Source organism: Maribacter sedimenticola (assembly GCF_900188415.1).
Taxonomy (GTDB): Bacteria; Bacteroidota; Bacteroidia; order Flavobacteriales; family Flavobacteriaceae; genus Maribacter; species Maribacter sedimenticola.
The window spans coordinates 95,585-122,049 of record NZ_FZNV01000003.1; the positions used below are offsets into that span (position 1 = coordinate 95,585).

The 26,465-nt window shown below is 34.7% G+C and carries 26 protein-coding genes; 25 read left to right on the plus strand and 1 reads right to left on the minus strand.

Going from position 1 to position 26,465, the window contains the following annotated elements:
• Positions 1-7 precede the first annotated feature (7 nt).
• From CHB68_RS09775 to CHB68_RS09795, 5 genes are all read left to right on the plus strand, one after another.
• Positions 8-1,588 carry a 4Fe-4S binding protein gene (locus tag CHB68_RS09775; protein WP_089260703.1) on the plus strand — a complete coding sequence of 527 codons (1,581 nt, stop codon included), beginning with the start codon at positions 8-10 and terminating at the stop codon, positions 1,586-1,588.
• A gap of 37 nt (positions 1,589-1,625) precedes the next feature.
• Entirely contained in the window at positions 1,626-4,073 is a 2,448-nt protein-coding gene (locus CHB68_RS09780; RefSeq protein ID WP_179213179.1) for an alpha-L-rhamnosidase-related protein, read from the plus strand.
• Between the two features lie 73 nt (positions 4,074-4,146).
• The gene (locus tag CHB68_RS09785) at positions 4,147-4,677 is read left to right on the plus strand and encodes a toxin-antitoxin system YwqK family antitoxin (protein WP_089260705.1); all 531 of its coding nucleotides are present in this window, start codon (positions 4,147-4,149) and stop codon (positions 4,675-4,677) included.
• Positions 4,677-5,366 carry a glycosyltransferase family 2 protein gene (locus CHB68_RS09790; protein WP_089260706.1) on the plus strand — a complete coding sequence of 230 codons (690 nt, stop codon included), beginning with the start codon at positions 4,677-4,679 and terminating at the stop codon, positions 5,364-5,366. The genes CHB68_RS09785 and CHB68_RS09790 overlap by 1 nt, the downstream gene beginning before the upstream one ends.
• A gap of 1 nt (position 5,367) precedes the next feature.
• Positions 5,368-6,852, plus strand: a complete 1,485-nt coding sequence (locus CHB68_RS09795) for a cellulose synthase family protein (protein WP_089260707.1) — start codon at positions 5,368-5,370, stop codon at positions 6,850-6,852.
• A 38-nt stretch (positions 6,853-6,890) separates the two neighbouring features.
• On the opposite strand, the gene CHB68_RS09800 is transcribed toward CHB68_RS09795, so the two are convergent.
• The gene (locus CHB68_RS09800; protein ID WP_089260708.1) at positions 6,891-7,958 is read right to left on the minus strand and encodes a tyrosine-type recombinase/integrase; all 1,068 of its coding nucleotides are present in this window, start codon (positions 7,956-7,958) and stop codon (positions 6,891-6,893) included.
• Between the two features lie 183 nt (positions 7,959-8,141).
• Here CHB68_RS09800 and CHB68_RS09805 point away from each other — a divergent pair, with 183 nt between their 5' ends.
• From CHB68_RS09805 to CHB68_RS09900, 20 genes are all read left to right on the plus strand, one after another.
• Positions 8,142-8,870 carry a hypothetical protein gene (locus CHB68_RS09805; RefSeq protein ID WP_089260709.1) on the plus strand — a complete coding sequence of 243 codons (729 nt, stop codon included), beginning with the start codon at positions 8,142-8,144 and terminating at the stop codon, positions 8,868-8,870.
• A gap of 270 nt (positions 8,871-9,140) precedes the next feature.
• Positions 9,141-9,275, plus strand: a complete 135-nt coding sequence (locus tag CHB68_RS18795; RefSeq protein WP_262494234.1) for a hypothetical protein — start codon at positions 9,141-9,143, stop codon at positions 9,273-9,275.
• Position 9,276: 1 nt separating this feature from the next.
• Complete coding sequence (locus tag CHB68_RS09810) at positions 9,277-10,023, plus strand: DUF3667 domain-containing protein (RefSeq protein ID WP_089260710.1); 747 nt, start codon at positions 9,277-9,279, stop codon at positions 10,021-10,023.
• A 214-nt stretch (positions 10,024-10,237) separates the two neighbouring features.
• Positions 10,238-10,570: a hypothetical protein gene (locus CHB68_RS09815; protein ID WP_089260711.1), complete on the plus strand. Its 333-nt coding sequence runs from the start codon at positions 10,238-10,240 to the stop codon at positions 10,568-10,570.
• A gap of 303 nt (positions 10,571-10,873) precedes the next feature.
• Positions 10,874-11,503, plus strand: coding sequence for a hypothetical protein (locus tag CHB68_RS09820; protein WP_089260712.1), 630 nt, complete (start codon positions 10,874-10,876; stop codon positions 11,501-11,503).
• A gap of 367 nt (positions 11,504-11,870) precedes the next feature.
• Positions 11,871-12,464 (plus strand): DUF6088 family protein, encoded by a 594-nt coding sequence (locus CHB68_RS09825; protein ID WP_089260713.1) that lies wholly within the window; start codon positions 11,871-11,873, stop codon positions 12,462-12,464.
• Between the two features lie 2 nt (positions 12,465-12,466).
• A complete protein-coding gene (locus tag CHB68_RS09830) occupies positions 12,467-13,465 on the plus strand; it encodes a nucleotidyl transferase AbiEii/AbiGii toxin family protein (protein ID WP_089260714.1) in 999 nt (332 codons plus the stop codon).
• Positions 13,462-15,804 carry a sensor histidine kinase gene (locus tag CHB68_RS09835; RefSeq protein ID WP_089260715.1) on the plus strand — a complete coding sequence of 781 codons (2,343 nt, stop codon included), beginning with the start codon at positions 13,462-13,464 and terminating at the stop codon, positions 15,802-15,804. The genes CHB68_RS09830 and CHB68_RS09835 overlap by 4 nt, the downstream gene beginning before the upstream one ends.
• Positions 15,791-16,894: a hypothetical protein gene (locus CHB68_RS09840; protein WP_089260716.1), complete on the plus strand. Its 1,104-nt coding sequence runs from the start codon at positions 15,791-15,793 to the stop codon at positions 16,892-16,894. The genes CHB68_RS09835 and CHB68_RS09840 overlap by 14 nt, the downstream gene beginning before the upstream one ends.
• A complete protein-coding gene (locus CHB68_RS09845; RefSeq protein WP_089260717.1) occupies positions 16,894-17,700 on the plus strand; it encodes a hypothetical protein in 807 nt (268 codons plus the stop codon). The genes CHB68_RS09840 and CHB68_RS09845 overlap by 1 nt, the downstream gene beginning before the upstream one ends.
• Positions 17,701-17,709: 9 nt before the next feature.
• Positions 17,710-19,596, plus strand: coding sequence for an Eco57I restriction-modification methylase domain-containing protein (locus CHB68_RS09850; RefSeq protein WP_089260718.1), 1,887 nt, complete (start codon positions 17,710-17,712; stop codon positions 19,594-19,596).
• Between the two features lie 321 nt (positions 19,597-19,917).
• Entirely contained in the window at positions 19,918-20,262 is a 345-nt protein-coding gene (locus CHB68_RS09855) for a hypothetical protein (protein ID WP_089260719.1), read from the plus strand.
• Between the two features lie 176 nt (positions 20,263-20,438).
• Complete coding sequence (locus CHB68_RS09860) at positions 20,439-20,921, plus strand: hypothetical protein (protein ID WP_089260720.1); 483 nt, start codon at positions 20,439-20,441, stop codon at positions 20,919-20,921.
• A 217-nt stretch (positions 20,922-21,138) separates the two neighbouring features.
• Positions 21,139-21,570, plus strand: coding sequence for a hypothetical protein (locus CHB68_RS09865; RefSeq protein ID WP_089260721.1), 432 nt, complete (start codon positions 21,139-21,141; stop codon positions 21,568-21,570).
• Between the two features lie 229 nt (positions 21,571-21,799).
• Complete coding sequence (locus tag CHB68_RS09870; RefSeq protein ID WP_089260722.1) at positions 21,800-22,267, plus strand: type II secretion system protein GspG; 468 nt, start codon at positions 21,800-21,802, stop codon at positions 22,265-22,267.
• Between the two features lie 486 nt (positions 22,268-22,753).
• Positions 22,754-23,299 (plus strand): hypothetical protein, encoded by a 546-nt coding sequence (locus CHB68_RS09880; protein WP_089260724.1) that lies wholly within the window; start codon positions 22,754-22,756, stop codon positions 23,297-23,299.
• Between the two features lie 162 nt (positions 23,300-23,461).
• Entirely contained in the window at positions 23,462-24,013 is a 552-nt protein-coding gene (locus tag CHB68_RS09885) for a hypothetical protein (RefSeq protein ID WP_089260725.1), read from the plus strand.
• 150 nt (positions 24,014-24,163) lie between these two features.
• Positions 24,164-24,826 (plus strand): hypothetical protein, encoded by a 663-nt coding sequence (locus tag CHB68_RS09890; protein WP_089260726.1) that lies wholly within the window; start codon positions 24,164-24,166, stop codon positions 24,824-24,826.
• A gap of 154 nt (positions 24,827-24,980) precedes the next feature.
• Entirely contained in the window at positions 24,981-25,523 is a 543-nt protein-coding gene (locus CHB68_RS09895; RefSeq protein WP_089261243.1) for a TPM domain-containing protein, read from the plus strand.
• A gap of 153 nt (positions 25,524-25,676) precedes the next feature.
• Complete coding sequence (locus CHB68_RS09900) at positions 25,677-26,417, plus strand: YqjF family protein (RefSeq protein WP_089260727.1); 741 nt, start codon at positions 25,677-25,679, stop codon at positions 26,415-26,417.
• The last annotated feature ends 48 nt before the right edge of the window (positions 26,418-26,465 follow it).

A 26,465-nucleotide genomic window follows, 5' to 3' on the forward strand; every position in this document is an offset into this window, starting at 1 on the left:
ATAAAGAATGAAAACACTACAACATATAGGAATCACTTTATTTTTAATAGGCCTAGGTATTTTTACCGTACTACCGTTCGTAGGTACGTTCAAGGTGGACCAAACCATTTTGGACCAAGTAATTGCCGATAGTTCCATAAAAAGCGATTTGCTTATCAATGATTTACAGACGCAAGTGGCCGGCAATGAGTTTAATGGGGTACACCACCTATCCGGCATTGTGGTTACCTCCTTGGAAAACGCAAATGCCACACATAGAAAAAATAAGGAGTATAAGAAAATTGTTTACGTAAAGGGCAGGGACCTGGCGGCTACCATCGCCAAAAAATCAGGTTCGGGATTTATTGCCGGGAATAAAGGTCTAATGTGGTTTTTAACCTTTGGACTGGGTATTATAGGCGCATTGCTTTTTATTGTTCCCCAAGTGGTCCTGTTAGGTCCCAAAGGCATTAAGAACGATGGTATCTATCATCAAAGTTCTACCAATAGGGGCTGGATCGCATGGCTGGTATTCCTGTTTTTGGTCTCTTTCTATCTTGTCCTTTATTTTAGACCTGAGTATGCCACCAATTGGACGTATTTGGTAGACCCCATCAGTGAATCTTTAAGTGGAAACCCTGCCGGACATTGGTTTGTATATGGGTTTATGTATTGCGTTGTCATGACCGTTATGGCCGTGCGCATGTATATTAAATACCGGCATAACGTATACCAAACAGTGCGCACCACCTCTGTGCTGTTCTTCCAAATTGTCTTTGCCTTTTTGATTCCTGAAATTATGGTGCGCCTGCAAATGCCCTACTATGATTTTAAAAATGCTTTTCCGTTGGATTATGATTTCTTTTTCCAGTGGAACCTGAAATCGTTATTGAACAGTGGCGGCATTGGTATTTTTATCCTTTTCTGGGGCATTATCCTCACTTTGGTCATTGTGCCCGTAATGGTCTATTTTTTTGGAAAAAGATGGTATTGTTCCTGGGTTTGCGGGTGTGGCGGTTTGGCCGAAACCCTTGGGGACCCTTATAGGCAACACTCCGATAAGTCTTTGTTTGCCTGGAAGGTAGAACGATGGTTGATCCATGGGGTTTTACTTTTTGCATTGGTAATGACCGGTATGACGCTGTACAGTTTTTTTAGCGAAACGGGCACAGTACTGGGTATTAAGACCCAAAGCGTACAAAATGTTTACAGTTTGGCCATAGGTTCTATTTTTGCCGGTGTCATAGGTACGGGGTTCTACCCCATTTTTGGAAATAGGGTGTGGTGCCGTTTTGGTTGCCCTCTGGCTGCCTATCTTGGTTTTGTACAACGTTTTAAATCTCGCTTTAGAATTACCACCAATGGCGGACAGTGCATTTCATGCGGCAACTGTTCCACTTACTGTGAGCAAGGTATTGATGTGCGGGCCTATGCCCAAAAAGGTGAGAACATAGTGCGGTCCAGTTGTGTGGGCTGTGGTATTTGCTCCGCGGTCTGCCCACGTGGCGTACTAAAATTGGAAAACGGGCCAGAAGAAGGGCGCATTAACCCCACCGAAGTACTGCTGGGCAATGATGTTGACCTGATGGAATTGGTAAACAAAAAATAACCTAAAGCCTAATTCACTAAATAACCAGATATTAATTGTGCGGAACCATTCATTTGCCTTAAGGACCCCTAGCATTCATGTAATCATCCTAAGCTGTTTACTGCTCCTCCCCATGGCGGGTTTGGCACAAGAGGAACTCAATTACCCGGTGGTGCGCTACGGGCCTGAAACGTTCACTGCCAGTTGGGTGAGCCATCCGGACATAGCGGGTGGTGAGGACCGGGCCGTTATGTTCAGAAACACATTTATAGTAAAGGACAGTACCCAAGACCTGATCATCAACATAAGTGCGGACAATCATTACTTTTTATATGTTAACGGTAGGTTCATTACCCATGGACCACAATTGAGCGATATTCAACATTATAAATATGAAACCCTAAACCTAAAGGACTTTATACGGAACGGCAGCAATGTACTGGCCCTTAAAGTGGTGAACTTTGGCAAAAGACGCTTTTTAGGTATGCAATCTATCTTTACGAGCGTTATGGTGAACGGCGTTACGGAAAATGCAAAATCGCTTAACACCACTGGGGCGGGAGATTCATGGCGCTGCTTATTGGATAATAGTTATACCGCCAACGAAGTGGTATGGAGGGGCACAGGCGAAAAGGCCATAGTTGGCGGATTCTATGCTAATAACCCCACCGATATAGTCGATTTTAATGCCTATCCTACAGGGTGGGAAATGCCCGGATATGACGATGCCGAATGGCAACGCACGGAATTTTTTGAAAATGCCAGTAGCATGGGCGGCTCCATCGCCTATCTGTTGGAGCCCAGAAATCTGCCCTTATTGTCCTGGGATACCGAGGCCATGGGCTCTATTGTTAGATCAACAGAAATTGGTACCACCAATTTTCCCGTAAGTGGTACGTTGACCATTGAACCACATTCAACATCTACCCTATTAATAGACCAGAAATATGTTACCAACGGTTTTCCAGAGTTGGTGTTCAGTAAAGGCAGGCGGGCATCTATCCGTATTAACTATGCCGAAAACCTTTTTGGCCCAAACCAGGAAAAAGGAGACCGCAACGATATTGAGGGCAAAACACTTTTAGGCTACTACGACCTTATCACATCCAACGGAAAAGAACAACAAAAATTCATTCCCAATTGGATGCGTACCTACAGGTTCATTGAACTTGAAATTACCACCAAGGAAGAAGCCCTTACCCTGAACAGCTTCATTAACCACAGATCGCGAACTACACTGCCATCCTACGCGCAATTTATATCTGACAATGAACTTTACAACGAAATTTTTGAGATCTGTAAACGTACCGTGGATATCTGCACACAAGATTATTTTTTGAGCGATGCCTACTATGAAACCATGCAATACGTAGGCGATACCAAAATACACGCCCTAATCTGGGAGGCCATGAGCGGTAATGCGGACCATACCAGGAACGCCATTAGGCAATTTCATCATTCTAGGGATGCGGACGGAAATATTCTGGGGGCCTACCCCCTACGGTCCACCTTTATCTACCCCACCTATTCCTTGGTCTGGATAAGTATGATCGCGGATCATTACAAAACAACCGGTGACAAGAATTTTATACACACCTATAAAGACGGTATTGTCCACACCCTTGCCGGTTTTGAAAGGAACATGAACCCAAAGCACCTGGTAAAAAAGACTCCTTACCGCTATTTTATAGACTGGTATACGGGGCCCAACAATGGCAGTGGTACGGCCACGAACAATGACGGGGAAAATTCTGCCGTGGTAAGCTTGCACTATGTTCATGCCCTACAGCTTGCAGCACAATTGTTCAGCAAAATTGGGGATACCCAAACCGCTACAACCTATACCCAAAGAGCCACTACCATTAAAAAAGCGGTTTACGACCTGTGCTACGATACGGAAAGAAAGCTTTTTGCGGAACGGCCGGACAAAACCGTTTATGACCAACACACCAATATCATGGCCATCCTTACCGATGCCATTGCCCCAGATAAACAGCAAGCATTACTTGTACGAATCCTGAACGACAAAGACCTATTACAGGCTACCTATTACTACCGGTTTTACCTGTTCAAAGCCATTGAAAAGATTAATGCACCAGAACTGTTTCACCTTGCACAACGTCCTTGGGAACAAATGGTCTACGATCATATGACCACAACCTTGGAACGTTTTGAAAGTGCCGAAAAACCTACGCGGTCAGAGGTACACCCCTGGAGTGCGTCTCCGGCATACTTTTATTTCAATTATTTGGCGGGTATTAAATCCGTAAAAAATAATTTTGAAGAAGTGCGTATTGCCCCTGTTTTTGGGATACTTAACACTATAGACGGACTTTTACCAACGCCAAAAGGGGCCATTGCATTTAGTTTGAGCAAAAAAGACAGCCAACTCACAGCACAAATAACCTTGCCAAAAAACATAACCGGCAACCTTATTTGGCAAGGCACCGTTATTGATTTAAAGCACGGGGCACATACGTATACCTTAAAACCAAAAAACCAATAATGCGCCCCTATAGCCCTATCTGTTTTAACGGTTTGCTTGTACTGTCAATATTTTTTAACCGATCTTTGGCATTATGTCCAAAAGGAAAAAGCACATGGTTATGCACTTGAAAACATATATGCCCATTGTTATACTTCTTGCGGTTTGCAGCTTGCTAACCATTGCCTTTACCAAAGGAGAGGACAAGCGTTATGAACGCACCTATTATGAGGATGGCACTTTGGCCAGTGAAGGCTGGAAACGATATAATGTAAAGACCGATTATTGGATATTTTACCATCCCAACGGAAAAATCTCCATGAAAGGATTTTATGCGTACGGTAAAAAGGAACAGTATTGGTACTATTATGACGAGCACCGTGTTAGAAGCAAGGAAGGCCGTTACCACAACGACCAACAGGAAGGATGGTGGCTGTACTATGATAAAAAAGGGAGGGTAGCCCATAAGTGCCAACTTTCGCAAGGGTTAAAAAATGGCTACTGCCTTAAGTATGAAGATGCCAAAATGATATCCGCGGAACAATACAATATGGGCAACAAAATTAGGGAATGGCAAAGTTTTGATGCCTTTACCGACACCAACAGTTTATCCAATATAGAATAATGCCAGACATAAAAGTTATCATACCGGCTTTTAACGAAGCAGATTCCATAGCCCATGTTATAAGGGAGCTCCCCAAGACCGTATCCGAGGTTATTGTGGTGAACAACAATTCATCTGACCATACGGTTAAAAATGCCAAGGCCGCCGGGGCCACCGTGTTGACAGAACCTAGAAAAGGCTATGGCTATGCCTGTTTAAAGGGTCTGGACTATGTGGCCGCACTTGACCGTTCGCCTGAAATCATTGTATTCATAGACGGAGACTATTCCGATTATCCGGAGGAACTGGACAAGCTAGTGGCCCCAATTTTACAAAAGGACATAGATTTTGTTGTGGGCGCGCGAAAAAAAAGCCTGCGCGAAGAAGGTTCCATGACCCCGCAACAGGTTTTTGGCAACTGGTTGGCCACATTTTTAATGCGCTTGTTTTTTGGCGCAAAGTTTACGGATTTAGGTCCTTTTAGGGCCATTAAATACGAAAAACTCAAAGAATTGCACATGGAGGACAAAACCTATGGATGGACCGTGGAAATGCAATTGAAAATTTTGAAGAAAAAAATGACATATACCGAAGTACCAGTACGTTACAAACGAAGAATTGGTATCTCAAAAGTTTCAGGAACCGTAAAAGGTAGTATATTTGCTGGCATAAAAATATTGGGGTGGATCTTCAAATACAGTATTAAATAATATGGCATTAGCACTAGCGTACCTTATCATAATCGTTTATAGTATTTCATTGCTATTGATATTTTTCTATAGCCTGGCGCAGCTTAACCTTTTATTTAATTACCTATCCCAAAAGAGACAGCATCAAACAGCTCCAAAGTTTAATTTACTGGACCCAAAGGAAATTCCGTTCGTTACCATACAACTACCCGTTTTCAACGAGGAATATGTAATGGACCGTCTTTTGGAAAATATCGCGAAGATAGAATACCCAAAGAGCAAGCTGGAAATACAAGTGTTGGACGATTCTACCGATGATACCGTCATCAGTACTGCAGCAAGTATTGCCAAACTACAGGAAACCGGACTGGATATTCAACATATACGCAGAACGGACAGATCTGGTTTTAAGGCAGGTGCCCTCAAGGAAGGCCTTAAAATAGCCAAGGGAGAGTTCATTGCCATTTTTGATGCGGACTTTTTACCTGCGCCGGATTGGTTGAAGAAAACCGTCATCTATTTTAAAGATGAGGAAATTGGGGTGGTACAGACCCGTTGGGGACATTTGAACCGTGATTACTCTACCCTTACCAAAATACAGGCCTTTGCCCTAGATGCCCATTTTACGTTAGAACAGGTTGGTCGTAACAGTAAAGGACATTTTATCAACTTTAACGGTACCGCTGGTATATGGCGCAAGGAATGTATTATAGATGCCGGTAACTGGGAGGGCGACACCTTGACCGAAGATTTGGATCTAAGCTACCGTGCCCAATTAAAGAACTGGAAGTTTAAATACCTGGAAGATGTGGAAACTCCTGCAGAACTTCCGGTGGTCATAAGTGCAGCACGTTCGCAACAGTTTAGATGGAACAAGGGCGGCGCCGAAAATTTCAGAAAAACCGTTTGGAGCGTTATCAGCGCCAAAAACATTCCTTTTAAGACCAAGTTTCACGGAGTTATGCATTTACTGAACAGTTCTATGTTCCTATGTGTGTTCTTGGTTGCCCTATTGAGCATTCCGTCCTTATACATTAAGAACACTTATGGCCATTTAGACTGGGTATTTTCCCTATTGAGCCTGTTTACCGTAAGTACCATTATCCTATTCGTTTGCTATTGGTTTACCTACAAAAGCATACAGGGCAGCGGTTTTGACAATTTTGTGGACTATATACGAATTTTCTTTACGTTCTTTTCCGTAGCACTAGGTTTTTCACTGCACAATACCATTGCGGTATTGGAAGGCCATATGGGAAAAAGGAGCGAATTTGTTCGTACCCCAAAATTCAACATCAGCACGTTGAAACAAAGTTGGAAGGGCAATAAATACCTTGCCAAAAAATTATCTCCCAATATGATTTTGGAATTTGCCCTTATGGTCTATTTTATGTTTGGCATGTACAGCGCCATACCTTTAAACGATTTTGGACTGTTCCCTTTTCATTTTATGTTGTTCCTTGGGTTTGGCTTTGTTTTCTTCAAATCATTGACCTCAAGAGCATAATATCTGAACGCCCAGTACGGCGTTTGCACCGCATGGTTCTACATACTATCCAACGGGCTTTTTACCATGGACAACCGTTGTGGCGTAACCTTCGTATACACCTGGGTGGTGGTAATGGAGTTATGCCCCAATAGTTCCTGAATGAAACGCATATCCGCACCGGATTCCAATAAATGGGTGGCATAGCTATGGCGCAGCCCGTGAATTCCTATTTTTTTCCTGATACCTGCAATTTTCATTGCTTTTTTGAACACCTGCTGAACAGAACTTTTGGAGTAAGCGCCACCATATTTTCCTTCAAACAAATATTTCTTTGGCCTATATTTCTTAAAATATTCCCTTAGTAATGGCAACAATTTTTCCGGTAAGGGTACATACCGGTCTTTTTTACCCTTGGCACCTACTACATGAATTACCATTCTAGCGCTATCCACATCATTAAGTTTAATATTGACCACTTCTGAAACCCGTAATCCTGCGCCATAACACAATTTAAGTGCTACTAGGTGCTTTAAATTATCCGTAGCATTAAACACCTTGGCCACTTGTTCTTTGCTGAGCAACTTAGGCAAGACCAATGGTTTTTTTGGCCTGGGAATGTCAAAGAACATCTTTGGCCTATGCAATACCTGCTCAAAGTAAAATTTTACCGCATTGATTTTACCGTTAAGCTTTCTCTCACCCATACCCTCTTTCTTTACACAATGCAAAAAATAGTCCTTAAGCCTAGCGGAATCCAAACGATCTACAGGGTATGACTTCAAAAGCTTTAAAAGGTGATAGAATTCTGCCATGTAAATTCTCTTGGTATTGTCACTATAGCCTTTTAGTTGCAACTGGTCATACATTTGGGCATATGCTTTTTGATTGGTAGCGGAAAGCGACATCATTTTCCCTTGAATCATGGATTTAGGTTCCATACCCAATTGTTGGCGTACTACCGGAAGGTCAGGTAAATACCATGATTTTTTAGTCTGGCTCCACCTAACGGATGGAAACCTTTTACGCAATGCCTCTTTATTTTTTTGACTGTATTTCAATGAAATCAAGATTACATTTTTACCTCTGTGGGTATCTGTCGAGAACGTGTAAAATTCATTATTCATGGGAAAACGGTATAAGATTATAGTTGCCCAAAAAATATATCAAATTTAAAAATACAACAATGATATATTTTTTGCGCAATTGACTTAACCATTTTACGCTACCATGGTTATTACATTTATTAGAAAATTGTATCTTTCTTATCATTAACCATGATCACACATATTTATGTGTTAGCACATATTATGAAAAGAAAAATAGTCCTTGCTTTAATTTTGCTTCTGTTATTTTGCTTGGTCTATCTTAATATAAGTTCAAGGAAAATTGAAGGAGTTTGGCTAAATACTAATTACATCAGTTCTGCCTCTGGCAACATACTGCCCGGCCAGTCAATTCTTAAACTAAAAAATCATAAGTCAATTTCATATAGTCATTATAATAATCCTAGTGGGAATGGTTACTTCTTCTTTTTTAAAAATAGCATTTGGATTTGGCCTAAGTTTTATGAGGTTTATGCAATTAAAAAAGCTTCATTAGTTTATCAGGACAGCTTGATTTTGGAAATACATAAAGGTGAAAAAAATATATTTAAAAAAGTTCATGACAGTCTTCAAAATAATTCTGATTATGGATTCAGTTTTAAGAATAAGGCTTTTGAATTTCAGACTGAAAACACCAGTGGAAAGCTCTATTTTAATCAAGAGCTTTTCTTTTTAAAATCAAATTCTTCTAGCTTGGAATGGCACATGGACGGATGGGAGACTTTTAAAGTCGACAACTTCAATTTCATAGTTTTGGCAAATGGTTCGCCTTTAATAGTAAAAAAGAATAATAGTGTTCCGTTATTATATCAATTTAATAATGGAAACTCCTTGGGTGAAATTAAATTGAAAGAGACCTCATTGGACTCGACCGAATTCCGAAATATTCAAGAACAAGTAGAGGTCTTCGAAAAAAGGAGAAAGAATAAATAAAACATGTGCTAACAACACCTATAGCAAATAGGGCGATAAATACTATATTTAAAGGCTTGGTCGTGCTTGCAAAGTCCGCCAAATCTTTTGGATTTGGCAATTTAAAAAATGAAAGTAATTACAAAACAAAAAGCTTTGGCTACGAGCGCAGACGGAAACGAAAAGTTTCCTTGCCTGCCCTACTTGCCATAGCCTAACCGTTGTGTTTAATATTACTCAAATCAAATAATCGAGCAAATGAAAAACTTTTTGAACATTAAAAATCTCAAAATGGCACTTGGGTTCGCAACAGGATTTGCTATTTATGATTACTTTTCGGACGGACAAGTCGATTGGATAAGAGCAATAGTGACAGCAATTTTGGCGGTTGTAATCATGGCAATTTTTAACGGACTCAAAAAATAAAATGAATTGCAAAAACTGCGATAATTTAACTAGTGGTAAATTTTGTGCTAATTGTGGACAAAACACTAAAGTTGACAAATTAAATCTCCCAAATTTCTTAACTGAAATTTCAGATAGTGTTTTTCAGCTAAATCGTGGACTCTTTTACACAATTAAAGAGTTATTCAATAGACCAGGTCATGCGATTCGAGGGTTTATACAAGGCAGAAGAAAAGAATATTTTAAACCTATTGCGTATGTATTGACCTTGTCTACAATTTACTTCATTATTTCTCAATTATCTGACCATCCCACATTAATTGACGATTTCTTAGCTGGATATTCAAATGGAGGCGAAGAACGTGGGCTGGAAACCAATTCATCCCCAATTTTAAATTGGTTATCCGATAACTATGCTTATACCACTTTACTTTTACTTCCACTTTTTTCTTTTGCGACATATCTCTCCTTCAATGGACTTGGACAAAATTATCTTGAGCATATTGTAATTAACTCCTATATTACTGGACAACAAGCGATTATTTATTCATTTTTAATGATTATTGGAGTGTTGATTAACAGAGAAGATATTACCATTTTAGCAGCGGTTATAATTTGCACTATGTTCAATTACTGGACTTTTTCTCAATTTTATTCTAATACAAAAGGATTTAAAATCATTTTCAGACTATTGCTTGCTTATATTTTATACGTAGTTTTTGTATCTATATTTCTAATAGCATTTACCTTTAAATCGTTAGCATTGTAAAAAAAATACTAAACACAACAAAACCTATAAACAATACGGGCTTAGGTTTTAAACACTATGGTCTGTGTATATTTATAATGTCGCGAAATCTTTAGGATTTCGCTTTGAGAGAAAAAAAGAAAAACCAAAACAAAAAGATTTCGCAATGTACGTGGCGGAAGACAAACGCTAGTTTGCTCCCGCACTGTTTATAGCTCAGACGTTGCCAATAATTATGAAAAACATACTTTCAATCATATTAATCTTTCATTTTGGAGTTTATAATTTCAATTATTCAGACAATATAATTGGAACTTGGAGAGTCAAAAAAAATGTTAATTTAAGGACTCTAAAAGAACATAAAGAAATAACGCGATGTAATTTTAAACAGATAAAAACAGAAAACGGAACTGGTTATCCTGACAGAACATTCAAAGTTAATGGAGATTATATTGATTATTATACAGCTGACTATAAAGAATATGGCAAGTGGGAAATAGTAGATAACAATTTAGTACTAAATCATATTTTGGAGAAAAAAATACTGATTCTAATAAAGAATTATTGAACGTATTGAAATCGAATAACTTAATATTTAAAGAGGAAAATGGGTTCTATTATTTAAAACCGACTGAAATAAAAATTAAATATATAAACAAAAACCGAATTCAACTTGGAAGTGATAGTGTTTACACAATATATAAAAGAGTAAAATAACTATTGGCAACAACGTGTATAATTAATTGCTTGTTTTAAGCCTACTTACGAACATTCCTGCGGAATATTCTATCTGTGATTTATTTGCTAAATTAGTTGCTTATCCACGCCACTAATCATACACGAGACCGTTACCAACAATTTCAAGAAACCTATGGATTGGTTTAGAAAAAAATCTTGGACAAAAAAAGACGAAGAACATTTCTTTGCCAAACTGAATCGAGCCAGGAAATGGGGTCGACCGCAATATTTGAGAATTCAAGCTGTTGAATTAATAATGACAAAGAAACCGGACTTACTAAAAGTTGCGGAATCTTTACTTATTAAAATGCTTGATGAATATCCTAATGAGCAATCGGAAAGAAGTTTAGCACTTAACTCTCTCGCTGATATTTATAGATTACAAAATGAGTTGCCAAAATCTATTGAATATTATAAAAAATCGATGGATTTCGAACAAGAATACCCCAATGTAAAAACTAACTCCTATTTAGATTATTCGGAATTAATTATTAAAACAAATAATATCGAAAAATATGATGACGTATTGGACATCTTACTTGAGCGACAAAAGGAGTTACTATTTCCAATTGATAAATATAAAACTGCTTCAATTATTTCTATAATTTACAATTTCAAAAATGAGATGGGTTTAGCTAGACAGTACGCAGAAATTGCTGAGGAGAATGCAAATGCTCAAACTTCTGGACTTAGATATCATAAAAATTTAGGAGTTGTTAAAGAGCGAACTAATTGGCTGGACAAACTAGTAAATCGGGAATAAAAACTGTTGGTAACAAAACCTAAACGTAATACGGAGTTTTGAGCTAAATGGAAAGGTCTGTGTATATTTATAATGTCGCTAAATCTTTGGGATTTAGCTTTGATAAGAAAAATAAAACTAAACAAAAAGCTTTAGCTTCGTGCGCAGACGGAAACGAAAAGTTTCCTTGCCTCCGCACTACGCTTAGCCCAACCGTTACCCACAAGCGAAAAAAAGCCAGCCGTACGTTCAAGCACATTTAATTTTGCTCGTGCCTCACAAAATTAAAAGAGCTTTCACTTCCCTTCCCACTCCAAGAATAATATTCAACATAAATTAGATAGTTGTCCCAAATAATTACTAAATTTGGGACATAAATAAATGAGAAATGACTAAATCAGTTCAAACTAGAATTGAAAACGAAATAAAATCAATGAAAAGAGGGAGTATTCTATTCCCATCTAACTTTGATGATATAGGAAATGTGGAAGTTGTAAAGAAATCATTATTAAGACTTGAAAACAAAAAGTTCTTAGTAAGGTTAGCTCATGGAATATATTTATACCCAAAACAAGATAAACTTTTAGGAGTTCTATACCCCACAATAGAAGAAATTGCAATTGCAATTGCAGAACGAGATAAAGCACGAATTATACCAACAGGAATAACAGCACTAAATAAATTAGGATTATCAACTCAAATTCCAATGAATATTGTTTTCTTAACCGATGGAGCTCCAAGAAGTATAGTGGTTGGCAAAAGAACAATAAAATTTAAGCGTACATCTCCAAAAAACTTAGCTGTAAAAGGAGAAATTACAAGTTTAATTATTCAAGCTCTTAAGGAAATAGGAAAAGGTAATGTAACAGCAGAGCAATTAGAAAAAATTAAAATACATCTTGAAAAAGAAAAAAAAGAAATAATAGAACATGATGCTAAACTAGCTCCTGTTTGGATATCAAAAATCATGAAGAATAATTAAACATGAAAGCATTTATAAATCTTAGCGAAAAAGATAAACTGAACGTATTCAATCAAGTCAGTGAAAAATCTGGACTTCCATCTTCTGCTGTAGAAAAAGATTGGTGGGTTACTTTAGCATTGAATATAATATTTTCATTGTCTTATTCAAAACATATCGTTTTTAAAGGTGGAACTTCATTAAGCAAAGCTTGGAATTTAATTGAACGCTTTTCAGAAGATATTGACTTGGTAATTGATAGAAAACATTTAGGCTTTGAAGGTGAATTAAGCAAAACTCAAGTTAAAAAATTACGTAAAGCATCTTGTTCCTTTATTGGCAGTGAATTTTATAAAGACATCAATGAAGCTTTAATTAAACTAGGTGTTCAAGATTATGAATTAGTTGTTCAAGAAACAAAAGACACAGACACCGATCCATTAATTATTGAACTACAATATAAATCTTTAACAGAAACATCCGATTATTTAAGACCAAGGGTTTTGATAGAGGTTGGTGCACGTTCTTTAATGGAACCTGTCGAAAATAAACCTATTATTTCTATGGTTTCTTACGAGTTTAGAGAACTTCCCTTTGCTGAAACAGAAATAACAATACCGGTTGTTTCTCCTAAGCGAACCTTTTTGGAGAAGATTTTCCTATTGCATGAGGAATTTCAAAAAGAGACCAAGCTTATAAGAGTCGAAAGAATGAGTCGTCATTTGTATGATTTAGAAAAACTAATGGATACAATTCACGGTACAGAAGCTTTGACTGATATTGAATTATACAATACAATTGTAGCACACAGAAAGAATTTTAATGCAATAAGGGGAATAGACTACGCAAACCATAATCCACAATTAATTAACATTCTGCCACCAGAAGCAACAATTAAAGAATGGGGAAAAGATTATAAAACCATGCAGGAAAGTATGTTTTATGGAGATACCATTAGTTTTGATAAACTAATGGTGCGAATTGCAGAGTTGAATACTAGAATTAAAACAATTTCATTATGAATGAAAACGAAATAAGAGAAGAGCTTACTAGAACTATAGCAGAAGATTCTCAAAATATTGATAAAATTCTAAAACTATCACATAAGCTTGCTGCTCTTGATAATGACAGTGTTCGTTTTAGTGTAGATGCAAGTGTTATTGATAGATTAGGAACAGAATTGGTTGCGAGACACGAAACTGCTGTTTCTGAATTAATTAAAAACTCCTATGATGCAGATGCAAAATCAGCATCAATTAATTTTTTAAATGTTGATAATAGTGGAGGAACTTTAATTATAGACGATAACGGAAATGGAATGACTAGAGACCAGTTGGTGAATGGTTTTATGAAGATTTCTTCAACTTCTAAAATTCACGAACCAGTTTCTCCTATTTTTAAAAGGAAAAGAGCTGGAAAAAAAGGAATTGGACGATTTTCAACACAAAGATTAGGTAATAAACTGACAATAATAACACAAACAGAAGGCTCTGATTTCGCTCTTAAAGTGGTTGTTGATTGGGAAAAATATAAAATGGATGGGGATTTAATTTTTGTAACCAATCAAATAGAAGAAATTCCTAAAACGAAAGAAAAAGGAACTACTTTAAAAATAGAAGGTTTAAGAGAATGGTGGTCAGAAGCTATGATAAAGCGTGTATATCGATATGCCATTGACATACTACAACCTTTTCCAATAGCAGAAATTGAAACTGAAGATAGTAATGAAATAAAAGACCCTGGTTTTGAAATTAAATGTTTAAAAGACAATAAAGAAATTGCAGACCAACAATCTATGTTTTATAAGCATGCAGTGGCGGAAATAGAAGGTCATGTTGATGAGAATGGCAAAGCTTATTGGGATATTAAAAATAGTCGTATACCTGACACAAACACTGAAGAGCATCAATATTTCAGTAAAGACGATAAAATTGAAGACATTCCTTTTCAATATTTAAAAGATGTAAAATTAAAAGCATATTACTATATCTATAATGTTGGGTTAATACCTAAACAAAGTGAAAGTTATATTAATAGTATGGCATACGAATATGGAGGTATAAGACTTTACCGTAATGGGTTTAGAGTTTTACCTTATGGAGAACCCCAAAATGATTGGCTGGGACTTGATGAGTCTGTTCGAAAGAGAAAAATATTAGCCGTTCATGGAAATCATAACTTTTTTGGGTTTGTTGAAATTGGAGGTCAAAATCAAAATTTTGAAGAGCTATCTAGTAGAGAAGGTTTATTCAATAATGAAGCATATGAAGAACTCATAACATTTGCATATAAAGCAATAGGTGCAGCCGTAAGTAGAATTGCAGCGGCTAGGGGAATTAAAGTAACAACAGACCAAAAAGATTGGGATTCTAAATACACAAGAAACGCGAAGGATACAATTTTAGAAACTGCAGATGATCTAGATAAAATCGCAGATGAATTAGACTCTTCAGATAATTCAAATTCATCAAATGATTCTGAAGAAGATTCAAATAATGGAAATGATAAAAAGGAAAGCGATAATTCAGAAAGCAAAGAAAGAGCTGAAGAATTTAGAAGAAAAGCTCAAAAATTAAGAGAAGCAGCCGAAAAAATAGATGAAATAAACATGATTTTGGTACTAGCAGGATTAGGTATAGTTATTGGCGAGTTTACTCATGAAATAACGAATTATCTAGGTGTATTTGATATTGACATTCAGTATATTTTAGATAATGTAGATAAATCAAAAGAAGAATACAAGAGAGCGGAAAGACTTAAGACTACATTCGATTCTTTTCAAGTTTACACCTCTTATTTTGATGAAACAATATCTGAGAATGTAAATAGGGAGCTTAAAATCATTGAAATAAGAGATGTTATAAAACCTTTTGAAAAAATGATTAATCCTGATACGGAAAGGTGTAATATAGATTTACAACTTGAAATTGATGGCTACGATTTATTTACTTGCAAAATGCACACATCCGAATGGGCCTCAATTCTATTCAATCTCTATAGTAATTCAAAGAAAGCGATTAAACGTTCTAATGAATCTAAAGGGGAAATTTTAATAAAAGCAGGAAAAGAAGATAAATTTATTTTTATTGAATTTATTGACAATGGAGATGGTATTCCTTTAGAAAATCAAGAAAAAATATTTAATGCTTTTTTTACAACCTCTAGTCCAAAAGGTCATAAATCATCATCTACAGATGATTTGTCTGGTACAGGACTAGGTCTTAAAATAATTAGAGATATTATTGAAAGTTATGATGGAGAAATCTCTATTGAAAATGCTCCAGAAGGTTTTTCAACCAATTTTAAAATTTTAATTCCAATTGCAACACAAGAAGAAATAGACGAACATGAAGAAATATAAAGTACTATATATAGATGACGAGAACTCTGAAAATAGCAAAACATTTGCTGATGGATTGTCTAAAAACGGTTCAATAGAAATAACCATAATAAAACCAACCAATCTTGAAAAATTAGTAGCTGAAATAGTGGCTAAACAGGCAAATATAGATGCACTAATCCTTGATTTAAAACTTGATGGAAATCAAAAAGGAGATAGAACTGCTAAGTTTACTGCCCCTACGCTCGCCACAGGTATTAAAACTAAATATTTCAGCGAAAATGGAATTGAAACTGCTTTCCCTATTTTTTTAATTTCTAGTATTGCTAACCTTAAAAAATATTACGACCCTGACACTTCTAGTCATGATTTATTTGACTTCACTATTCCCAAAGGAAGTATTGGTAAAAATGGTGATTATTATGAATCAATAATACACTCTATTACAAACGCCTACATAGAAATTCAAAAAGAAAAAACAAATTTCAACCATCTTTTAGCTTTGTCTATAGACAATGAAATTCCTAATAAAATTTTTACTTCTAAATATCTTAGCGGTAAAGAAACTTCAATTTCTGAAATTTCACAATATATATTTAATGAAGTAATTTATAAATCAGGAGTTCTGATAGATGAATATATTTTAGCAGCAAGACTTGGAGTGGATTTTGAGAACTCAGATGATTGGGACAACTTAAAAGCTAAAATAGAAGAATTTAAATACACAGGAATATTCAGTACATCATTCGATAGATGGTGGGCTTATGATGTTATAAATTGGTGGAATTCAAATTTCAATAAATCACTAATTCAATTAACAGCATCAGAAAGAGTAAAGTTAATAAAAGAAAAATTTGATTTAACTGAATTAAAAGAAGCTCAACCAATTGCAAAAACTACAAGTACAAAATTTTGGACTATTTGCCAAGTTTATAAAAAGCCATTAGACCCTAAAGATGGTTTCTTAGTTGATGGTAATCTATTGAATTGGCAAGACAAAAAATATATTTCTTTAGAATCAATTCTTGAGAGAGATGCTAAAAAAGAAGGGGTTTTACTTAACCCAGCCGAGAGAGAAAGGTTTGAAGATATTAAATCAGAATATAAATAATGGCTGCTTCTAACGAAATAATGAAAAATAGGAGAAAGTTAGCTACAGATTTGAGAAGGTTATCAGGTATTATTTATGAATTTTTTCCTACTGCAGAGATAAGTTCTTTCGAAAGTGCAATTTCAGCTCTAAGAAATAAAGAGATTATTCCACAAATACCAGAAAAAGGCTCTAATAATAATTTATGGGAATATAATTTAGGTCGTTTAATATTTAATTTTGATTCTATTCCACGCCACACTAAACCTGAAAATTGTAAAGATTTAAAACTTATTTTAGACATTAAGACCATAGGTAATTGTAATGATTTAAAATCAATGAAAGACCCTTTTGAATGGTTAGAGTTTAACATTGTCATTGAGGGAACTAAATTCTCAGAAGAAGGTAATAAACAACTAATAACCTCCTATCATCTTGATAGACATATTATGAATGAAGATGATGGAGATGGCGAATACCCCCATCCTATTTATCACTTTCAATTTGGTGGTAGAAAATTAGCAGAGCTAGGACAAATGATTGATACAGGAAATTTACTTGTATTTGACAGTCCTAGAATTGCTCATTATCCTATGGAAGCTGTTTTAGGCATAGATTTTACTTTGTCTAATTTTTTTCCAAATATTTGGAAAAAAATAAAAGCTGAAAGCAATGAGTATATCAATTTAATTGAAGAGTATCAAGATTTATTCTTAAAACCATATATACATACACATGCTAGTCAATGGAATTATTCTTCAGACCAAATTTTAACAAGTCCAATCTGGAGTCCTAATATGATTTGTCCTCAATTATTTAATTCTTAAACTTTCAGGGTGAATCAAAATATACTAAAATATTTAAAAGAATACTCTTATGATACAAAAGATGTCAATCGTCTTTTAGTGTCCTCATTTTTGGTTGTAAACAATATAAAAAACGTATCAAATACATTCATAAATGATTTTATTATATCGAAAGAAAATGAACTTGAACAAGTAAATGACTTTATCAAACTATTTGATAAAAACACATTTGATATTGAAGAATTAATAGAGCTTTTTGAGTTTGTTATTTCTCCTCAAGACAAAGAGGTAAACGGAGCTGTTTTTACACCAGAATATATTAGAAAACATATTGTACAACAAACTATTGAAAAACACAACACAGAAGCATTATCAAATTTAAAATTCGGAGATATTGCCTGTGGATGCGGAGGTTTCTTTAAAACTATTACAGAGGTCTTAATAAATGAAACTGATAAGAGTTATTTTGAAATTTATAGAGATAATATTTATGGTTTAGATATTCAAGAATACAGTATTAATAGAACAAAAATTTTACTTTCATTACTTGCTATAAAAAATAATGCGGATTGTGAAGTGTTTGAATTCAACTTGTATTGTGGCAATGCATTAAGCTTTGATTGGAAAACAGTCGAGACTTTAAACGAGAATAATGGTTTTGATATTGTTGTAGGAAATCCACCATACGTTGGTTCATCAAAAATGGATGAAGAAACAAAAGACTTATTAAAAAGCTGGAGTGTTTCATCTACAGGAAAACCAGATTTATATATCCCATTTTTTGAAATAGGAATGGAAAACTTAAACGGAAATGGCGTTATAGGGTACATAACAGTCAACACCTTTTACAAAAGTTTAAATGGACGGTCTGTAAGAAGTTATTTCTCGAAAAACAAGTTTGATTTATCCATCATAGATTTTGGAGGAGAACAATTGTTTAAGAAAAGATCTACTTATACTTGTATTTGTATTATTGGCAAAGCTGAAAGTTCTTCTGTTAAATATGTTAAGAGTTTAAGTAGTAAGATTCAAAAGTTAAAAGCATCAAATTTTATAAGTATTCCTTATTCTAATCTTGATGATTATAATGGTTGGTATTTAATTAATCAAAAGATTCAAAAGGTAATTTCTAAAATTGAAAACTGTGGAACTCCTTTGGGTAAAAAATTTGAAATAAGAAATGGGTTTGCAACTCTAAAGAACAATATTTTTGTATTCAAACCAGTCAAAGAAGATTATGAATTCTATTACCTATTGAAAGATGGTTCTGAGTATAAAATAGAAAAAGGAATTTGTAGAAATGCTATAAAACCAAATACTCTAAAGTCTGAGAGTGAACTTGAGGAAAAAACTGAAAAATTAATCTTCCCATATCAAATTGAAACAACTAAAACAGGATTGTTTGATAAAGAACAACAAATACTAAAAACACTAACTGAGAAAGAATTTAAAACAAATTATCCATTTGCATACAAATATTTAAAATCGAACAAGGCAATACTTTCTTTAAGAGATAAAGGAAAAGGAGAATACGACCAATGGTTTGCATTCGGAAGAAATCAAGCACTGACTTTAGGTGGCTTTAAATTACTCTTTCCATACATTACAAGTAAACCATGCTTTGTGCTCACAGAAGACACCGATTTGTTGTTTTATAATGGCTATGCTATACTATCGGAATCCATTGAAGACCTTCTTATTTTACAAAAGGTTTTAATGTCAAAAATATTTTGGTATTATATTGAAAATACAAGTAAACCATATGCAGGAAATTATTTTTCTGTAGCTAAAAATTACATAAAAAGTTTTGGTATATGTGATTTATCAGTAGATGAGAGAGAAATACTATCTAATTTTACAGAACAAAATGAAATAGATGATTTTTTAATGACTAAGTATGATATTAAACTGAAATAAGCCAACGCAAGTTCAAGCACATTTAAAGTTTGCTCGTGCCTCACAAATTTAAAAGAGCTTTCACGCCAACGCTAGCAAGTTTGCGGAAAGAAAAGCCAGTGGGTAACAATGTATAAAAAACATAGGGCGTTTGTGCTAAATAGAAAGGTCTGGGTGTATTAATTAAGTCCGCTAAATATAAAATTTGGCGTTTATAGAAGAAAAGATAAAAGCAAAATATTTATATTTAGCTAAGTAATAAACCGAAACGAAAGTGCTTATCACCTGCCCTACGATTTCTTATACTAAACGTTGTGCAACATTTCCAAAACTAAACGCTGAATGAGAAAAATTGTAAATCTTACCAAACCGAAAGACGGAATTGTTCGACTTATGATCTATAACGATGAGTTCGGAACTTATCTTTTTGGATATAAAAATTTGGAGGATTGTGGAGCAGAATGGGACGAATGGTATGAATCTGAAAATGACGCAATGGAATCTTGCGAAACGGAATATGGAACAATAAAATTAAATTGGACTGAAATACCAAATCCTGAACCGAATTGCCAACACGATTGGAAAAATCCTGTCAGAATAAAAAGAAATGTAAACGGAAATCCTGAATTCGGAAAATTAGAAAAGCTGATAAACGGAAAATGGACGGAATTTGAGTCGACTAAATAAAAAAAACGTTGCACAACAATGTGTATAATTAATTGCTTATTGTGTGCGTACTCGGAAAATCCTACGGATTTTCCTCTGGTTCGTTTTCTTTTGCTAACTTAGTTCCAGTCAACGCAACTAACCATACACAAATACGTTGTACACCATTTGAAAAAAAATAATATTCAGTAAAATCTATGGGGATTCAGAAATTTTTGAGAAATTTTTTAAAACCGAAAAGTGCGACTGGATTTGTAGACAAGTTCATAAAAGATAGCTCAAAAAGAAGAGTTCATCTGGAATTGATATATAAAAACGATTTAATACTTCAAGTTGACCCACTAAAATTTGTGCCATCTTGGTTTGAACTTTTCAATGTAAATCAGACCAATTTCAAAAATGGTTTTGTAATATTCCTTGTTCTAGATAGAAAGGGAATTGAGAAAAATGAGAATTACATAAACTATCAAGAATCTGGCATTGAAATGATGGAATTGGACGAAATGCACGGAGAAACACCTATTAGGACTTTTGCCAAATTCGTAAAATGGACAAATGACCCTGTTTTATTGGGTAAGGAAATGAGAGTAATTCTTGAGGGAGTATTTAAATCGTCAATAATGGAGGAGCAAGCGATTTTCAATTTGAGGTACATAAAAAAAGGATTTGAAAACTTCTGAACGGAATAAAAACGGTGTACAACACAACCTAAACGTAATGCGGACTTTAGGGCTTAATCGAAAGGTCTGTGTATATTCATGAAGTCGCTAAATCTTATGGATTTAGCTTTGGACAAGAAAAAATAAAACCAAACAATAAGCTTTAGCTTCGTGCGCAGACGGAAACGAAAAGTTTCCTTGCCTCCGCACTACGCTTAGCCCAACCGTTGTGCATAATATGAAAAAACTAATTCTTGTCATTTTAGGAATTGCTTTTACATCGTGTAATCCATTTAACGAAAAAAGAGTTTTCAATTATAAAGCGGAATTGACTGATTTGACTTCAAAAATTGACGATTATCACAACGGAATTTTTGACAGAGATTCAATGGATGAATTTATCATTGAAGAAATTCGTGACTTGGACATTGATTTAATTATAAAAAATGTTGGACAGAAAAACTCGAGTTATTCTGGATTTACAGAAGAAAATGATAGTCTAATAATTTTCGTGAATAGGTCTGGAAGTATATTTAAAACGGAAAAGCGAATTATTTATGATTTCAATAAAAATCCTCGCAATTTTGGAAATGATACAATTGTAGGAGCATCGTATAGAATTATACAATTGGACGAAAGATGGTATTACTCGGAAATTGGATTTGATTAAAAAAATACTATGCACAACAATGCCTAAACGTAATGCGGCGGTTTGGGCTAAATCGAATAGTCTGTGTATATTTACTAAGTCGCTAAATCTTATGGATTTAGCTTTGGAAAAGAAAAAATAAAACTAAACAATAAGCTTTAGCTTCGTGCGCAGACGGAAACGAAATTTTTCCTTGCCTCCGCACTACGCTTAGCCGAACCGTTGTAGCACATTTACCAAAACCAACTAAATGATTGAATTAATACTTTCGACTTTAGCAGAGTTTGGACTAATTCGTGAAGATTATAAACATCGAAAACGAATAAGTATAAAGGAGAAAGAAAACGGTACGAAAAGACCTATTCAAAAATACCTTCTGCAACCGAGTTCCATAATGGTCATTTCGCTTTTAGTAGTTGGAAGTTTAAGCGCATTCCTATTTTTTGGTTATCAAAGAATGTCTATCTATCCTGATAAAACTGAAAAAGAAATAGCTGAAATGAGCGAGAGAATGGAAAATTGGAATGAAAAGTTCGGAAAATACCCAACGGACCTGAATGAATTAATCGGAAATAGTCCTTTGAGAAAAGATTGGAAAAAAGACGCTTGGAATCGAGAATATAAATTTACGATTACGGAAAAGGGAAAAGGATTTTTGATTACGTCTGCTGGTTCGGATGGGAAGTTTCATACTGAAGATGACATTAAATCGAAATAAAAGAAATTTAAAAATTGTTAGACTTTATATAATTAGTTTAATCTGTATTGTTGGTTATTTCTTGATGGAGAATAATAACATAATAGAAGTACTAGTTGAAAAATCGAGTGATTTTTTCCCAATTGAAGTTACCGGTAAGTTTATTACACTTGTTTTCACAGGAATACTCCAATATGGATTATTAGCTGTCGGAATATGTATTTTTTTAATGCTAAGTTTTATACTAATCAGAGAAAAAATTAAAAGCTATTGAGCAAATAAAAACGTGCTACAACAAAGCCTAAACGTAATGCGGACTTTTGGGCAAAACTGAAAGATCTGTGTATATTTATAAAGTCGCTAAATCTTATGGATTTAGCTTTGGAACAAAAAAAGGAAAAGCAAAACAATAAGCTTTAGCTACGTCGGCAGACGGAAACGAAAAGTTTCCTTGCCTCCGCACTACGCTTAGCCCAACCGTTGTAAGCAATTTAACAAATCAAGAAAATGACAGTCGAATATGGAAATTTAGAAATCGAAATACTCGATGGACAAAATTTGAATTCGGCGAATTATGGACTTGAATATCCAAGCGCTTTAGGAGTGCAAAGTGAATACCAACCTTCCTCAAAACATGGAATTAGAATAACGGAAAATGGAATCGAGAAATGTAGTGCATTACTTCTGGAATCTGGAGGAGCAACTGGCATCTCTGAAAACTCGTTTTTAATAAAAAATAAACGAATATATATTTGTTGTTCTGACCATATTTATTCTCTAAAAATATCGGACTTATCGGTTAATTGGAGAAAGCAGTTTGATACAGCAACCTGTTTTGGGATTTATGAATTTCAATCGGACTTTCTCGTTCATGGGGAACTCCAAATTAGTCGTATAGATGAAAGTGGACATGAAAAATGGACTTTTGGAGCGCGAGATATTTTTGTGAACCCAAACGGAAAAGATGAATTTAAAATTAAGGGCGACCAAATAGAACTTACGGATTGGGACAATAACAAATATGTACTAAACGCAGACGGAATTGAGTTATAGTGCGCAAAAAAACTGCTTACAACAATGCCTATAATTAATTGCTACATATTTTCCTCACGGAAAATCTTATGCAATAATTAGTATCTTCATTACTCGCTGGAAACATCCTATGGACGTTTCCGCAACCAATCATAGCCGAACCGTTAGGGTACATTAAACAAAATGAGAATTCCAATCGATATTCAAAAATCCAAGACACTTAGAGCACTCGTTTTTCATAAAAACGGATTCGATAAAGTATCTGAATATTTGACTGAATTCATTACTCTTTTTGCCTTGTTGTTATTACCAGCAACGTTTATACTTAAGGAATATCAAAACCATAAAAGTATAATTTTACCAATCACAACCTTAATGGTTACCATATTTATCATTAGTGGAATAATCTACTCGATTTTTAATACTAGTAAACTAAGAATACTTATAGGAAAATCAATAGACAAAAATAAATCAGATGTTGAGAAAATATCTGAATTGAAAAAATGGAAAGTAATCGATGAAGGAAGAGATTATATGACTTTACTAGTTGCTGATAAATGGAGTGGTTTTCATTCAGGAAAATTTTTGACTATTATTTTTCAAAACAATGAATTACTTTTTAATAGCTATTGTACAGATGTTTTCGGTGCAATAAGTCCATACCATTGGTTTGGAAATAGAAAAGTGGAAAAGGAATTTGTGTCGCAAATAGGATTATTAAACAACGTACCCTAACAACACCTATAATTAATTGCGGTCGGCTTTTCCTTTCGGAAAATCCACGCATATTTAGTATGTTTAGTCTGCGGGTCGAAATCCTGTCGGATTTCACACCGCAACTAATCATAGCTTAACCGTTGTGTGTAAGTTTAAACAAATTCTCAATTGAAAAAAATCTTCCTCATATTTTTGGTTGCCTTGTTTGTTGGTTGCAAAACTGAAACGAACAAAATCAAGCAGGAATCGGAAAATTCAATCGTAAGAAAAGACACCACAATTGAAAAAGAAACACCAAATTATTTTCAATATGAAGAATATAAGGTTGGACATGTTAATGATGGTTACGGAAAAAGATTTTATATCGATTCATTACACTACAATGCCGTGGTAAGATACTATCCGTCGGATAGTACAAAATTTTGGTTTAAACACTATGATGACTTTGTAAATGACACAACGTTATTAAAAGAATATTACAAAAACGGCAACTTGAAATTTATCAAAAAGAAAACTTACCACAATTTCATTCCGATAGGTGTCTGGGAGTTCTATAAAAGAAATGGTGAGCTAAAAGAGACTTTGGATTTTGACAATAAATATTATGTTTCTTTTCAAAAGGCAATAACTATTGCGAAAGTAAACGGAATTAAAAAGCCATTTGAAACTCAAATTTCGGGAGACAGTACTTGCTGGAAAATAATTCACTGGAGAAATGTAAAATTTGATTCATTATCAAATCGGGGGTTAGATGTTGGTAGTGGAATTGAAATCAATCGATTTAATGGTCATGCGGACAAATTTCAAACCGAAAGAAGAAGGGTAAGATAAAAACCTACACACAACACGGTGTATAATTAATTGCGGTCGGAATTTCCACTTGGAAATTCCTGCAATCAATTATCTTTATAGTCAGGCGGACATTTTCCGTTGGAAAAGTCCGCAACTAATCATACACATGACCGTTGTACACAATACCCAAAAAATGAAAATCGGAACTAAAATATTAATCCTATTTCTGACTTTTAATTTACTTTCTTGCAAAGGAACTGCACAAGAAACAGAAATTGAAAAGCCTACTACTGAATTTGATTTCTCAACAGTTGAAAAATTCCGAGAAACAAAACTTAAAGGTCAAATAATAAACGATTACGACAGCATTTTCAATTCTTCACAAAGAAAAGAACTGTCGGACATTATTTATGACTACAATATTGAAACTACACGACAAATAGTTGTTGTAACAATTGATAGTATAAATCCATATTCTGACATTCAAAAAATGGCGACGGATTTGGGAAAATATTGGGGAGTTGGAACAGCGGAAAAAGATAATGGACTGACAATTCTGCTTTGTAAACCTTGTCAGAAAATAGGAATTGCAACTGGATTTGGAACGGAACTTATTTTAACTGACCAAATTTGTAAAAATGTTATTGACCATACCATCATTCCTGAATTTAAAAATGGAAACTTTTATGACGGAATTAAAAACGGAGTGTCTGTATTAATAGAAAAATGGAAATAAAAGTACTGTGTACAACAATGTATAAAAATAATGCTAAATTAATTGCTTAATCAAAGGTTAGTGCACTTTTGTTGCGTCTGATTTTCCTGCGGAAAATCCTCGCACACAAAACCGCACTATTCTTATACGTAAACGTTGTAGCCAATTTAAGAAATGACAATCCAAGAGATACTAAATACAACAGAACACAGACCTTGGAAGATACCTACTGAAAGTTGGAAATTTTATCAGGAGTGGAATAATGCAATATTTCTTCATTGGCAAGTGGAATTATCCGAATTGGAAAAATTTGTGCCGAAAGAATTAGAAATTGACCTCTTTGATGGTAAACCTTGGATTTCGGTTGTTGCTTTTACAATGGAAAAGATAAGACCGAAAAACCTACCTTCTTTTCCTCCTATTTCGGATTTTGATGAAATTAATATTCGAACTTATGTAAAATCAAATAATAAAACTGGAGTATATTTTTTGAGTATAGAAGGCGGTAAAAGTTTGTCTTGTAAAATTGCAAAAGGAATGTCTGAACTTCCGTATAGATTTTCAGAAATCAAACGTACTGAAAACCAATACGAATCTAGCAACTCGGAATTTAATGACAAGTTGGATATTCAGTTTTCGATTGGAAAAAGAATTACGGAGAAAACCGAATTGGACAAGTGGCTGACCGAAAGATATGCTCTTTTTCAAGACACCGAAGAGTCAATTAACGAATTTGAAATTCATCATCTGGAATGGACAGTTAATGAAATTGACTTGAGAAATTTAGATTTTAATTATCCAAGATTTGACAAACTCATTAAAAATAAACCAAACAAACTTCAATACTCCGAAGGAGTAAAAGTTGTCGCTTGGGGTAAAAACAGCAAAGAAAAAACTGGCTACAACAAAACCTAAACGTAATGCGGACTTTAGGGCTTAATCTAAAGGTCTGTGTATATTTAT

Excerpts from the sequence above, each read along its gene's own strand:
- CHB68_RS09775 (WP_089260703.1), top strand. The coding sequence starts at position 8 with ATGAAAACACTACAACATATAGGAATCACTTTATTTTTAATAGGCCTA.
- CHB68_RS09785 (WP_089260705.1), top strand. The coding sequence starts at position 4,147 with ATGTCCAAAAGGAAAAAGCACATGGTTATGCACTTGAAAACATATATG.
- CHB68_RS09790 (WP_089260706.1), top strand. The coding sequence starts at position 4,677 with ATGCCAGACATAAAAGTTATCATACCGGCTTTTAACGAAGCAGATTCC.
- CHB68_RS09795 (WP_089260707.1), top strand. The coding sequence starts at position 5,368 with ATGGCATTAGCACTAGCGTACCTTATCATAATCGTTTATAGTATTTCA.
- CHB68_RS09800 (WP_089260708.1), bottom strand. The coding sequence starts at position 7,958 with ATGAATAATGAATTTTACACGTTCTCGACAGATACCCACAGAGGTAAA.
- CHB68_RS09805 (WP_089260709.1), top strand. The coding sequence starts at position 8,142 with ATGAAAAGAAAAATAGTCCTTGCTTTAATTTTGCTTCTGTTATTTTGC.
- CHB68_RS18795 (WP_262494234.1), top strand. The coding sequence starts at position 9,141 with ATGGCACTTGGGTTCGCAACAGGATTTGCTATTTATGATTACTTTTCG.
- CHB68_RS09810 (WP_089260710.1), top strand. The coding sequence starts at position 9,277 with ATGAATTGCAAAAACTGCGATAATTTAACTAGTGGTAAATTTTGTGCT.
- CHB68_RS09815 (WP_089260711.1), top strand. The coding sequence starts at position 10,238 with ATGAAAAACATACTTTCAATCATATTAATCTTTCATTTTGGAGTTTAT.
- CHB68_RS09820 (WP_089260712.1), top strand. The coding sequence starts at position 10,874 with ATGGATTGGTTTAGAAAAAAATCTTGGACAAAAAAAGACGAAGAACAT.
- CHB68_RS09825 (WP_089260713.1), top strand. The coding sequence starts at position 11,871 with ATGACTAAATCAGTTCAAACTAGAATTGAAAACGAAATAAAATCAATG.
- CHB68_RS09830 (WP_089260714.1), top strand. The coding sequence starts at position 12,467 with ATGAAAGCATTTATAAATCTTAGCGAAAAAGATAAACTGAACGTATTC.
- CHB68_RS09835 (WP_089260715.1), top strand. The coding sequence starts at position 13,462 with ATGAATGAAAACGAAATAAGAGAAGAGCTTACTAGAACTATAGCAGAA.
- CHB68_RS09840 (WP_089260716.1), top strand. The coding sequence starts at position 15,791 with ATGAAGAAATATAAAGTACTATATATAGATGACGAGAACTCTGAAAAT.
- CHB68_RS09845 (WP_089260717.1), top strand. The coding sequence starts at position 16,894 with ATGGCTGCTTCTAACGAAATAATGAAAAATAGGAGAAAGTTAGCTACA.
- CHB68_RS09855 (WP_089260719.1), top strand. The coding sequence starts at position 19,918 with ATGAGAAAAATTGTAAATCTTACCAAACCGAAAGACGGAATTGTTCGA.
- CHB68_RS09860 (WP_089260720.1), top strand. The coding sequence starts at position 20,439 with ATGGGGATTCAGAAATTTTTGAGAAATTTTTTAAAACCGAAAAGTGCG.
- CHB68_RS09865 (WP_089260721.1), top strand. The coding sequence starts at position 21,139 with ATGAAAAAACTAATTCTTGTCATTTTAGGAATTGCTTTTACATCGTGT.
- CHB68_RS09870 (WP_089260722.1), top strand. The coding sequence starts at position 21,800 with ATGATTGAATTAATACTTTCGACTTTAGCAGAGTTTGGACTAATTCGT.
- CHB68_RS09880 (WP_089260724.1), top strand. The coding sequence starts at position 22,754 with ATGACAGTCGAATATGGAAATTTAGAAATCGAAATACTCGATGGACAA.
- CHB68_RS09885 (WP_089260725.1), top strand. The coding sequence starts at position 23,462 with ATGAGAATTCCAATCGATATTCAAAAATCCAAGACACTTAGAGCACTC.
- CHB68_RS09895 (WP_089261243.1), top strand. The coding sequence starts at position 24,981 with ATGAAAATCGGAACTAAAATATTAATCCTATTTCTGACTTTTAATTTA.
- CHB68_RS09900 (WP_089260727.1), top strand. The coding sequence starts at position 25,677 with ATGACAATCCAAGAGATACTAAATACAACAGAACACAGACCTTGGAAG.